Raw genomic sequence first — 11,890 nt, 5'->3', positions numbered from 1 at the left:
GCGAGCGCGCTCAGGAGGCAGAAAAAGCGTCGCGTTCGGCGATGCAGGCATGACGTACTTCGCCGAGCCGCTCTTGGACGGCAGCCCAGACCAGATCCAGCTCTACCTTGTGATAGGGATGTCGATAGACGTTGCCGACATTGGCGATCGATTGCCAGGGAATGTACGGGTTGCGCAGCTTCGTTTCCGGATCGAGGCGGCGACTGGCCTCGGAGATGATCTCGAGACAGCGGATGACAGCGTAGACCGTACGTTGGTCAGCGATGAACGTATCGAACGTCATTCCAGCCGTGAAGTGCTGAGCGGCGTCGATATTGTCGATGATGTCGATGATCGCATCGCGGACGCGTTCAGAACGCATGAACGGCATCTCGTTCGGCCCACAGACGGATATGCGGTTTCAGAGCATCACGGCTGGCGACGTCCACTGCGACCGGAAAGAGCGCCTCGATGAAGTACACCAGGCCAACATAATCGTCGACGTCACGAATGGTCTCTCGGTCGAGAACGACCATGACGTCGACGTCGCTTGAACCGATCGCCTCTCCCCGCGCCGTCGACCCGAACAGCGCAGCATGACGGACGCCGCGTAGGCGTAGCTCCGCCTCGTTCTCTCGAAGAATTCCGATGGCGATGCCGCGATCCATTCGGCGACACTACTTCAAATCGCGGGCGCGCTGAAGGGCCGGGTGGAAGTGTCGCGTGCCGGAACGGCGGATTCCAAGACCGCGTTTCAGCCTCGTCCTCCACAGTTTCGGAATCCTACCGCATGATCCCGGTCCGCCGCTCGACCTGCCTCGCCCTGACCCTCGCCCTCTCCGCCGCCCCGCTCCCGGCCTTTGCCCAGGCGCTGCAGAACCCCGGCACGGCGACGATCGAGGCCCATGTGGTGAAGGCCGCGCCGCTGGAGGCGACACCGGAGCGGATCGCCGCTCTGAAACTCCCCGCAGGGTTCAAGATCGAGGCCTTCGCCCGCGATCTCGGCGCGCCCCGCGTCATCGTCGTGGCGCCGGACGGGGCGCTGTATGTCAGCGACCGCGACGCCGGCACGGTCACCCGCATTGATGCGACCGACGCGGCCAAGCGCCAAGTCGTCCTGAAGAAGCCGGATGTGCACGGGCTCGCCATCCATGACGGCACCCTGTTCTACGTGACGGTGAAAGAGATCTTCTCCGCGCCGATGAAGGCCGATGGCAGTCTCGGCCCCGAGACGAGGCTCGTCGCCGACCTTCCCGATGCCGGCCAGCATCCGAACCGCACCATCGGCTTCGGGCCGGACGGCTGGCTCTATGCCAGCCTCGGTTCCACCTGCAACGAATGCGAGGAGCGCAACCCCGAGAACGCCACGATGGTGCGGATGAAGCCGGACGGGTCGGGTCGTGAAATCGTCGCTTCGGGACTTCGCAACACCATCGGTTTCGCCTGGGAGCCCGGGACGAAGGCGCTCTATGGCTGGGACGACGGCGTCGACTGGCTCGGAAACGACGCAACGCCGGAGGAGCTGAACCGGATCGAGCCGGGCAAGAAGTATGGCTGGCCCTACATCTTCGGTGCCGGGATCAAGAACCTCTATCGCGAGGTCCCCAAAAGCTCGCTGGAGCAGTGGGACAAGGACAGCGAGCGGCCGCTTCTCACTTGGACGGCGCACGCCTCCTCGATGCAATTCGCCTTCTACGACGGCGCGCAGTTCCCGGCCGAGTACAAGGGCGATGCCTTCGTCACCATGCACGGATCATGGAATCGCAAGCCGCCGAGTGGCTACGAAGTCCTGCGCGTGCATTTCGAAAAGGGCCTGCCGACGACGATCACCCCGTTCGTGTCGGGCTTCCTCACCGAAGGCGGCCCGAGCGGCTGGTCGCGTTTCGCCCGGCCCTTCGGTCTGGCGGTCGCCAAGGATGGAAGCCTTTTCCTCGGCGACGACCAGCACGGCATCATCTACCGGATCAGCTACAAGGGCTGAGCGGAACTCAACTCGCGGCGCCCACCGTATCCGCCATGCGGGCGTCGCGAGCTCCCAAGGGCTCCTCGTGTCCGATAGTGGTGTCGGCCTCGGTCTGGTGCTCCATCTCCGCATTGATCTCGGCGCCGACGAGGACAATGGTCGTCGAGATCCAGATCCAGGTCATGAAGCCCACGACCGCGCCGAGGGAGCCGTAAGTCTCGTTGTACTTGCCGAAATTCGAGACGTACCAGGAAAAGCCCAGCGACCCCGCGAGCCAGAGCACGCCCGCGATGGCGCTGCCCCAGGTCACCCAGCGCCAGCGCGGCGCGTCGCGGCTCGGACCATAGCGATAGAGCACAGCGAGGCCGGCCAGCACCGCGAGCAGCAGCACCGGCCAGCGCAGGAGCGAGATGTACCAGGCCTCCGCGCTGAGACCGACGATGTTGATCACCGCCGGCACCACGACGATGCCCACCAGGGCCAGCACGATGAAGAGCAGCGCCCCCGCCGTGAAGGTGAGCGAGCGCAGGTTGAGCCAGAAGAAGTTCCGGGTCTCGCGCTCCTCGTAGACGATGTTGAGGGCCTGGAAGACCGCTTTCATCCCGCCATTGGCGCTCCAGATCGACAGGGCGAGACCGGTGAAGAAAGTGAGACCCAGGGTGGTGTCACCCTTCTCAGCGATGCGCTTCACCTGTTCGCCGATGATGTCGAGAGCACCGGACGGGATCACGCCCTGGAGGTTCTGCAGGTGATCGTTGATCGTCGATACCTCCGCCACCAGACCGTAGCAGGCGACCAGGGCGGCAATGGCGGGGAAGATCGCCAGCAGAACGTAGAAGGTCACGCCAGCGGCCACCGAGACGAGGTTGTTCTCGCCGATATCGTGGAAAACCCGAAGACCGATATCCTTCCAACCCTTGGCGGGGATTTCGGACGGTGTCGACGCCTGCCGCCCGCGTTCGGTCTCCATCCTGGCGACGTGCTTGGCGTCCCTTCCCTCATGGGAGGGGGAGGGCTCGCTCGTGCGTGGGGCGGAGGGAGACCTGTCCGACGCTGACCCGGACGGGGATGGCCGCGTGCCCTTCCGCGGCAGGACGACGAGACCGACGAGCGCGGTCACGAGCCCCAGCGTCCACAGGGTGGAGCCGGATTGCCCAGCCCCCCCCGCTCCCGCAGGGTCATGATGTGGTTCGGCCATCGGCGGTTCGTCCTGTAGAGCGGAAAGTGAATTCAATTCCCTGCGACAACCTTCCGCCGCCCAGAGAGTTTCATGCACGGTCCCCGACCGTCTTTCAGCGGACGAAGTCGGTGAGGGAGAGCCGCAGACGCGCTGTCCGGCACGGTGCGTGCTCTCAGGCACGGACTGTCAACCCGTCTGCGGTTATCTAGCGCCATTCGGCGCTTGCCCTCGGCAGCCGTTGCCCTCACCGTTTTCGCGAAATCTTCCAAACGAGGACACGACAGCCCCGTGCCGCACGCGACAGAGCTGATTGCCATCATCGCCCTCGGTCTCGTCCTGGCCTTCGCCTGCGGGATGCTGGCCCAACGGCTGCGGCTTCCTCCCCTGGTCGGCTATCTCCTGGCCGGGGTTCTGGTTGGGCCGTACACACCCGGCTTCGTAGGCAACAGCCAACTCGCGAGCCAGCTCGCCGAAATCGGCGTGATCCTGCTGATGTTCGGGGTCGGCCTGCATTTCTCGATCAAAGACCTGATGGCGGTGCGCACCATCGCCCTACCGGGCGCGATCGTGCAGATCGTGGCCGCTACCGCCATGGGTGGGCTGCTGGCGCATCTCTGGGGCTGGGGCATCGGCGCGGGCCTCGTCTTCGGCCTGGCCCTCTCGGTGGCGAGCACCGTGGTGCTGCTGCGTGCCCTGGAGGAGCGTCGGCTCCTCGACAGCGACAAGGGCCGCATCGCCGTTGGGTGGCTCATCGTCGAGGATCTGGCGATGGTCCTCGCCCTGGTCCTGCTCCCCGCCCTCGCACCATCCCTCGGGGGAACCGGCGACGGCGCGGCCCACCATGTTGCCGACGGCAACCTCTGGCTCACCCTGGCCCTGACGCTGGCCAAGGTCGCGGTATTCGCCCTGGTGATGCTGGTGGGCGGACGCCGCGTCGTGCCCTGGCTCCTCGATCAGGCGGCCCGCACCGGCTCGCGCGAACTCTTCACCCTCGCGGTCCTCGCTTTGGCGCTGGGCATCGCCTTCGGATCGGCGGAGCTCTTCGGGGTCTCCTTCGCGCTCGGTGCATTCTTCGCCGGCATGGTGCTGGCCGAATCCGACCTCAGCCATCAGGCGGCGGCCGATTCCCTACCCCTGCAGGATGCGTTCGCGGTGCTGTTCTTCGTCTCCGTGGGCATGTTGTTCGATCCGGGCATCCTCCTGCGCGAGCCGCTCTCGGTGCTCGCCGTCCTCGGCATCATCCTCCTCGGCAAATCGCTCGCCGCCGTGGCCATCGTGCTGGCCTTCAAGCATCCCATCGGCACCGCGCTCACCATCGCGGCCAGTCTCGCGCAGATCGGCGAGTTCTCCTTCATCCTCGTCAGCCTCGGATTGTCGCTGAAGCTCCTGCCTACGGAAGGACGCGACCTCATCCTCGGCGGCGCGATCCTGTCGATCACGCTCAACCCGCTCTTCTTCGTCCTGGCGGAGCGGGCCACGCGCTTCTTCGCCGAGCGGCCGGAACTCGCGGCCCGGTTCGAGCGTCGCGGCGCTGCGGCGATGGCGGTGACGGAGGAGGCGAAGCCTCATCGCGGGCATGCCATTGTCATCGGCTATGGCCGTGTCGGAAGCACCATCGCCAAGGCCTTCGCCACCTGGGACCTTCCCTATCTGGTGATCGACCGCGACCGCCGCCGCGTCCTCGACCTGCGCAAGGACGGTGTCGAAGCGGTGTTCGGGGACGCCACGGCGCCGGGTATCCTCGAAGCCGCCGATATCGGCCAGGCGAAGCTCATCGTGATCGCATCGCCCGAGCCGCATACGGCGCGCCGCCTCGTCGAACTCGCCCGCGAGGCCAATCCCGGCATCGACACGCTGGTGCGCACCCATAACGATGGCGAGCGGCACTATTTCGAGGAACAGGGCGTCGGCCTCGTCCTCATGGCCGAGCGCGAACTGGCCTTCGGCATGACGCTCTACGCCCTGCGCAGCCTCGGGCTGAAGGAGGGCGAAGCCCGCATCTTCGTCGACAGCACCCGTGTGGAGAGCCGCACGGCCCCGGTCGAGGCCGAGATCGACCAGGGCGCTCCGGAACTTCGCCCCCACAAGGCGGATGTGGTCGAAGGGTAGGGCTTGGTCTGCGGTCCTGCGAAGGACGGGATGGGTTCCGTCTTTTCAAACACATCCTGCGGGCAGGCATCGACCTGAGTCCGTCCGAGCGCCCGGGTAGTGCGACGCGACCCACCCCATGTCCGGAGCATTTCGTATCGAGGGACCGGCCGATCGGTACGATGAGCTCCGGGGGCGTCCCGGCTCAGGCAGGTCCTGCCAGGGCGCTCTTCGGCAGCAGCATGTGCACCCCCTTGTTGCCGTCGACCGTTTGCGTGATCCGGAGGTTCCCGGCGAGCGAGCACAGCATGTAGGCCTGATTGCGGGTCAGGCTGCTGCGTGCGCAGACATGGCGGACCATCTCGCGTACCGCCTGGCGCATGGCCTCGTCGAGGCTTTCATGCAGGCCGATCGTCATGAGATCGGTCGGGGTCTCGGCAAACGGCCACGCATAGCCGAGATCCTTGCGCACGGTCAGCCGAAAGGTCCCCGATAGGCCGGTCTCGAGAGCGGTGATGCAGACCTCGCCGTCACCCTGCACGCCGTGGCCGTCGCCGGCATAGAAGCCCGCGCCCGGGTTGAAGACTGGCAGATACAGCGACGTGCCGACCTTGAGTTCCTTGTTGTCCATGTTCCCGCCGAAGGCGCGGGGAACCGGAGAACCGACCCTTCCCCAGGCTGCGGGAGGCGCCGTGCCCATGATTCCGAAGAACGGATCGAGGGGCAACTCGGCGCCCCAGGGCAGGATCGCGACGCCGCGGGCGACGTCGATGTCGGGATGGATCGTCTCGTAGTCGGTGAACTCGTCCGGCAGGGTGCCGAGCAGCGGAAGGATCGCCACGAAGCCCCAATCCATGCGGAACTTCAGATCGAGGATGTCGACCTGGAGCACGTCGCCGGGTTCCGCCCCGCGGACATGGACCGGACCGGTGACGAAATGCGGCCCGGGGCCGGAGGCGAGGGTATCGAGGGCGGCGAGGTAATCGGCCGGCACCCGGGCCGGATCGGGATGGAGCGATTCCTTGCCGCCGGCCGGAAACGAATGGAGCGTGACGGTGTCGCCGGACTCGACCTCCAGGACCGGCGGCAGAGCGGCGTCGAAATAGCCGAGCACCATCGTGTCGGGGGTCGCGGGAATCTCGTGATGCGTCGACATGAGGGATCCTTCCGAAGGTCTGATGGCGGCTGGTCAGACCGCGATGTGCTGGGACAGGGTGGCGTGGTCCAAGGTCTCGCGCGTGCCCCGTTCGACCACGTTGCCGCGCGAGAGCACGACGAAGGAATCGGCGAGGCGAACCGCGAATTCGAGATATTGCTCCACGAGGAGCACGGTGATCCGGCCTTTGAGCTCTTCGATCACGGTCTCGATCGCCGAGACGATGGAGGGTTGAATGCCTTCCGTGGGCTCGTCGAGGAGGATGAGGCGGGGGCGTGTGCTCAGCGCGCGGGCGATGGCGAGTTGCTGCTGCTGACCGCCCGAAAGATTGCCGCCGGGCCGGTTCCACAGGTCGCGCAGGGCCGGGAACAAGGCGACCGCTTCATCCACGGCGTCGGTGCGGTCCAGCCCATGTGCCCGGGCGGCGACACGCAGGTTCTCGGCCACGGTGAGGTCGGCGAAGATCTCGCGCCCTTGCGGCACGATGGCGAGGCCCGCCCGCGCTCGCCGGTCGGGAGACATGTCGGTGATGTCGGTCTCGCCGAGGATTATGCAGCCACGGCTCACCGGAATCAGGCCGGCAAGACAGCGCAACAGCGTCGTCTTGCCGGCGCCGTTGCGGCCCAGCACAGCCATGCAGGAACCCGGCTCGATGGACAGGTCGACGTTCCGCAGGACTTGCGCGCTGCCGTAATGCTGGTCGAGGCCGGTGACGGACAAGCCGAGCGGAACCGGCGACAGGGAGGGGGACACGTCGCTCATCGGCCGAGGAACACCTCGATGACCCGTGAATCGGCGCGCGCACCCTCCATCCCGCCCTCGAACAGGGTGCGGCCCTCGTGAAGCACGGTCACCCGGTCGGCGATCGCCTCCACGAAAGCCATGTCGTGCTCGATCACCAGGATGGCTCGGTCGGGCCGGCGCAGGGATCGGATGAGATCGGCGGTGCGTGCAGTCTCGGCATCGGACAATCCTGCTACCGGCTCGTCGAGGAGGACCAGCTTCGGCTGCGAAGCCAGGACCATGCCGATCTCCAACCATTGCTTCTCCCCGTGCGCCAGGGAACCGGCGAGGGTGTCCGCACGCGTCTCCAACCCGGTCTCGGCGAGGGATACCGCGATGCGGTCGGATCGCTCGGAGATCGGGCAATCGAGGCCACAGCCGATCTCGAGGTTTTCGCGCACGGTCAGGGCAGGAAAGACGCTGGGCTTCTGGAACTTGCGACGCACGCCCGCACGGGCGATCTCGGCCTCCGAGCGGCGGGTCAGGTCGAGGTCGTCGCCGAGCATGATGCGGCCCGAGGTCGGTTTGGCGATGCCCGTGATGGCGTCGAGAAGGGTGGTCTTGCCGGCGCCGTTCGGACCGATCACCGCCCGGACCTCACCGGGATCGATGGCCAGCGACAGCTCGTCCAGGGCGCGGAACCGCCCGAACACGACGCTCAGATTGTCGATGGTCAGGGCGCTCATCCGAGCCTCCCGCCGCGCCGCAACCAGGTCGGTTTCAGGCGCAGGGCCGCGAGGTCGAGGAGGCCGTTCGGCAGCCCCAGCACCACGACGAGGACCAGACCCGACAGGATGAAGGGCCACGCCTCCGGCATCGCGGCGCTCAGCCAGAACTTGAGGGCGTTGACCGCCACGGCGCCGATCACCGCGCCGCCGAGCCTTCCCATCCCGCCGATGGCGACCCAGACTGCGATCTCAATGGAGAGATCGGGGCTCAGCACGCGCGGGTTGATGATGCCGACCTGAGGCACGTACAGGATCCCGGCGATGGCGGCGATCGTCGCGGAGAGGCACCAGATCCCGAGCTTCAGGCGCGTCGTACTGTAGCCGAGGGTGCGCAGGCGGGCCTCGTCGTCGCGGCAGGCCAGCATGCGCCGGCCGATACGGCCGACCACAAGGGCACGCGTGCCCACGAGGATCAGGGCCAGGGCCAGCAGCGTCGCCACAGTCAGGCCCGTGACCATGCCGGGCGCGCCGATGGGATAGCCGAACAGGAGCGGGAATCCGGTCATGCCGTTATTCCCGCCGAGACCGGTATCGTTGCGGAACATCAGCAGCATGGCGACATAGACCAGGGCCTGGCTGATGATCGAGAAGTAGACGCCGTTCACCCGCGAGCGGAACGAGGCATAGCCGAACAGGAAAGCGATGGCGGCCGACAGGACAAGGGCCACGACCAAGGCATACGGCGCGCTCGCGAGACCGGACCAATAGAGCGGCAGGGTCTTCCAACCCATGAACTGCATCAGGTCCGGCGCCACGCCGGTGACGGCATAGGCGTGGGAGAGCAGGTGCATCGCGCAGACATAGCCGCCGATGGCGAAGAACAGGCCATGTCCCAGGCTGAGAATGCCGAGATAGCCCCAGACCAGATCGAGGGAGACGGCGAGGATCGCGAAGGCCGCGAGTTGGCCGACCATGTTGACGAGGTAGGGGGCGGGTTGCAGCAGGAGGATTGCGAGCGCGCCGGCGAGGACGAGACCGATCACCGCCGCCAGCAAGGGATCTCCCCCCAAAGCCGGAAGACGCCAACGGGACGCCGGCATGGGCCGAGATCGTGTCATGGGCTGAGATGGTGTCATCAGCGAGGGTTCCACGGCCTCGCTCATCGCCGCCGCCTGACGGCGAACAGCCCTTCGGGCCGGCGCTGGAGGAAGAGGATGATGCCCACGAGCACGATGACCTTGGCGGCGACCGCGCCGTAGAACGGCTCGATCAGGACGTTGGCCCCGCCGATGCCGAGGGCCGCCACGAGGGTGCCGATGACGGTACCGACGCCACCGAGCACCACCACCATGAAACTGTCGACGATGAAGGTCGCGCCCATGCCCGGATTGACGCTGTAGATCGGGCACAGGGCCACACCGGCGAGCCCCGCCAGTCCCGAGCCGAAGCCGAAGGCGAGGCGGTCGACCCGGCGGGTGCGGATGCCGAGACAGGCCGCCATGTCGCGATTCTGCGTCACCGCACGGATGTCGAGGCCGAGCGGCGAGCGCTTCAGGATCAGGAGCGTCAGCACCAGGGTGATCGCCGCAAAGGCGATGGCGAAGAGCCGGTTCCAGGTCACGATGAAATCTGCATAGAGGGGCACGCCGCCGCTCACGTAGGCCGGCATGGCGAATTGCAGGTTCTGCGATCCGAAGACCACGCGCACGAAATTGATGAGGAACAGGCTCACGGCCCAGGTGGCGAGCAGGCTCATCAACGGTCGACGATAGAGGTGGCGCAGGATCAGCGCTTCGATGACGATCCCCACCATGGCGGCGGCGAGGAAGGCGACGGGGATCGCCGCGAGGAGGTAGAGGTCGAGGAAGCCCGGAGCGAAGCGGCGGAACGCCTCCTGCACGGCATAGGCCGCATAGGCGCCGACCATGATGAACTCGCCCTGGGCGAGGTTGATCACGCCCATCAGTCCGAAAATGATCGCCAGCCCCGCGGCGGCCATGAACAGGATGCTGGCGAAGCTCAAGCCGTTGTAGAGGAGCGCGAGGCCGTTGCCGATCCACACAGCGCGTTCGACCTTGGCGATCGCGGCCTCCAAAGCCGCATGGAAGGCGGGGTCGGCGCGATAGGCCGGATCACTCTTCAGGGCGGAGAGCCGCGAGAAGGCAGCACCCGAGGGAGCCTCGGCCACCGCCCGGATCGCCGCCAGGCGACGCGCCGGATCGGGCGAGGACAAAGCCGCTCCCTGTGCCGCCACGCCGATTGCCGTCTTTAATCCGGCATCGCTCTCGTTGTCCTGCGCCCGCACCAGCACGGCATCGGGGACGCCCGCCATGCGCCGCTCGACGGCTGCCAACCCCTTCCGTCGAAGCTCCACCGTCTCGCCCGCGATGAGGGTCGAGATGCCGAGGGCGGTCTCCACGAGGCCGCGCTGCCGGAGGCCGAGCACCGGCGAACGTCCGCCATTCGTGGAACGAACGCCGCCGCTCACAACCTCGCGCCCGTCCGGTGCCCCGGCCTTCTCGAGCAGAACAGCCGTATCGCCGAGGCAGACGAGGCGTCTCTCAAGCAAGCCGCCCAGCAGGATGCCGGCGAAAGCGAGATCCTCGGCCGTTACCTCACCGCTCGACCGGATCAGCGCATCGAGCACCCGGCTCTGCGCGGCCCCGTCACCGCACAGACCGACGGCGAAGCCCGCGCGCTCGAAGCTAGGCGACGCTCCGAAGGCCGGCTGCATCAGACCGGCGACGAGCAGGATCGCGCCGCAGAGCCAGGATTTCAGGCTCTCAACCATACGGGCTGAACGGCACGGGCTTGGGGGCGTCGGGCGATTGCCAGAGGATGTCGAAGCCCTGCTTCTCGTTGACCGAGCCGATGAAGACGCCGCGGGCGACGTAGTTGTTCTCTCCCGTCATCGTCAGTGTGTAGCCGGAGGGATCGGCGAAGCTCAGGCCGGCGAAGGCCTTGCGCACTTCGGGCACGTCGAAGCTCCCGGCCTTCGCCGCCGCCAGGGCCCAGAGCTGAACGCTGTCATAGGCCGAGACCATCGGATCGATGACGGTGTCGGCGCTGAAGGGCACGGATTTGGCCTTCACGTAAGCAGCCCAATCCGCAAGGAACCGGGTATTGGCCTCCGCCTTCGCCGCCTGGAGATAGGCCCAGCAATTGAGGTGGCCGACGAGAGGCGCCGTATCCAGTCCTTCGAGATCGGCCTCCACCATATCGAGGCCGAGGATCGGCACATCGGTGGCCCGGATGCCCTGGTTGGCGAATTCGCGCAGGAAATCCGGAATCGACGAGCCCACCACCGTGAGCACGACGATCGGTTGCCCGCCGGGCTCGGCGGCGAAGCTGCGGATCTGGTTCACCAGGGTCTGGAAGTTGGAGAAACCCAGGGGCACGTATTCCTCGCGCCAGGCCGTCGCCGCCACCCCCTTCGATGCCCAATAGGCCTTGAGTTGCTTGTTGATCGTGCGCGGCCAGACGTAATCGGAGCCGATCATGAAGAAGCGTTTGGCCCCGACGCCCTCGGCACCCATCAGGTAATCCACCGCAGGCAGCACCGAGCTCGCCGGCGGTGAATTCACATAGACGACGTTCTTCGAATTCTCGTCGCCTTCGAAGTGAAGAGGATAGAACAACAGCCCGTCATTTTGCTCCACCACCGGCAGGACCGACTTGCGCGAGACCGAGGTCCAGCAGCCGAACAGGGCGGCGACCTTCTCCTGCTGCAGCATCTGCCGGCCGATCTGGGCGTAGAGCGGCCAATCCGAAGCCGGGTCCGAGGTCACCACCTCGATTCGGCGTCCGTTGACGCCGCCCTTGGCATTGATTCCATCGGCCGCCATGCGCACCACATGGTTCAGGCGGCCTTCGATATTGGCCATCGTGCCCGAGGAGGAGAACAGGCATCCGAGCTTGACCGTGTCGGCTGCCCAGGCCGGACGGATGATTGCGGGGGCGGCGAGCGCCGCCGCGGTCCCGATGAAATGACGCCTCGTGACATCGACCATGGGCTTCGAACCTCCCCCGATACGACCCGAAGTTTCCAATTCCTCAGGACTGAACGGAAGGTC

The 11,890-nt window shown here is 66.4% G+C and carries 11 protein-coding genes; 2 read left to right on the top strand and 9 right to left on the bottom strand.

All coding sequences use genetic code 11. The features are described 5' to 3' along the window. Window positions 1-10: 10 nt before the first annotated feature. The gene (locus tag AC0IXR_RS00855; protein ID WP_244478102.1) at window positions 11-361 is read right to left on the bottom strand and encodes a HepT-like ribonuclease domain-containing protein; all 351 of its coding nucleotides are present in this window, start codon (window positions 359-361) and stop codon (window positions 11-13) included. Beyond that, window positions 351-647, bottom strand: coding sequence for a nucleotidyltransferase family protein (locus tag AC0IXR_RS00850; RefSeq protein ID WP_471759419.1), 297 nt, complete (start codon window positions 645-647; stop codon window positions 351-353). Before AC0IXR_RS00850 ends, AC0IXR_RS00855 begins: the two co-directional genes overlap by 11 nt. A 122-nt stretch (window positions 648-769) precedes the next feature. Between AC0IXR_RS00850 and AC0IXR_RS00845 the strand changes: the two genes are divergently transcribed. Continuing rightward, window positions 770-1,960 carry a PQQ-dependent sugar dehydrogenase gene (locus AC0IXR_RS00845; protein WP_056428200.1) on the top strand — a complete coding sequence of 397 codons (1,191 nt, stop codon included), beginning with the start codon at window positions 770-772 and terminating at the stop codon, window positions 1,958-1,960. 7 nt (window positions 1,961-1,967) lie between these two features. Here AC0IXR_RS00845 and AC0IXR_RS00840 read toward each other — a convergent pair whose 3' ends face one another. Next, window positions 1,968-3,140, bottom strand: a complete 1,173-nt coding sequence (locus AC0IXR_RS00840) for a YihY/virulence factor BrkB family protein (protein WP_471759418.1) — start codon at window positions 3,138-3,140, stop codon at window positions 1,968-1,970. Window positions 3,141-3,410: 270 nt separating this feature from the next. Here AC0IXR_RS00840 and AC0IXR_RS00835 point away from each other — a divergent pair, with 270 nt between their 5' ends. Beyond that, on the top strand, window positions 3,411-5,231 hold the full coding sequence (locus tag AC0IXR_RS00835; RefSeq protein ID WP_471759417.1) for a monovalent cation:proton antiporter-2 (CPA2) family protein: 1,821 nt from the start codon (window positions 3,411-3,413) through the stop codon (window positions 5,229-5,231). Between the two features lie 184 nt (window positions 5,232-5,415). Here the strand turns inward: AC0IXR_RS00835 and AC0IXR_RS00830 are convergent, their stop codons facing one another. The 6 genes from AC0IXR_RS00830 to AC0IXR_RS00805 are packed head-to-tail and all read right to left on the bottom strand — an operon-like array spanning window position 5,416 to window position 11,827. Continuing rightward, entirely contained in the window at window positions 5,416-6,366 is a 951-nt protein-coding gene (locus tag AC0IXR_RS00830) for an acetamidase/formamidase family protein (RefSeq protein ID WP_207410955.1), read from the bottom strand. A 33-nt stretch (window positions 6,367-6,399) separates the two neighbouring features. Beyond that, entirely contained in the window at window positions 6,400-7,128 is a 729-nt protein-coding gene (urtE, locus tag AC0IXR_RS00825; RefSeq protein WP_471759416.1) for an urea ABC transporter ATP-binding subunit UrtE, read from the bottom strand. Continuing rightward, window positions 7,125-7,835, bottom strand: coding sequence for an ABC transporter ATP-binding protein (locus AC0IXR_RS00820; protein ID WP_056428213.1), 711 nt, complete (start codon window positions 7,833-7,835; stop codon window positions 7,125-7,127). Before AC0IXR_RS00820 ends, urtE begins: the two co-directional genes overlap by 4 nt. Further along, a complete protein-coding gene (gene urtC, locus AC0IXR_RS00815) occupies window positions 7,832-8,917 on the bottom strand; it encodes an urea ABC transporter permease subunit UrtC (RefSeq protein WP_471759415.1) in 1,086 nt (361 codons plus the stop codon). Before urtC ends, AC0IXR_RS00820 begins: the two co-directional genes overlap by 4 nt. 59 nt (window positions 8,918-8,976) lie before the next feature. Continuing rightward, the gene (gene urtB / locus AC0IXR_RS00810; protein WP_471759414.1) at window positions 8,977-10,608 is read right to left on the bottom strand and encodes an urea ABC transporter permease subunit UrtB; all 1,632 of its coding nucleotides are present in this window, start codon (window positions 10,606-10,608) and stop codon (window positions 8,977-8,979) included. Next, a complete protein-coding gene (locus tag AC0IXR_RS00805; RefSeq protein WP_311275953.1) occupies window positions 10,601-11,827 on the bottom strand; it encodes a transporter substrate-binding protein in 1,227 nt (408 codons plus the stop codon). The genes urtB and AC0IXR_RS00805 overlap by 8 nt, the downstream gene beginning before the upstream one ends. Window positions 11,828-11,890: the final 63 nt, after the last annotated feature.

The sequence above is a fragment of the Methylobacterium sp. AC832 genome, assembly GCF_979256025.1.
The sequence above is the reverse complement of the archived record's forward strand: the minus strand, read 5'-3'. Positions and strand labels throughout refer to the sequence as shown.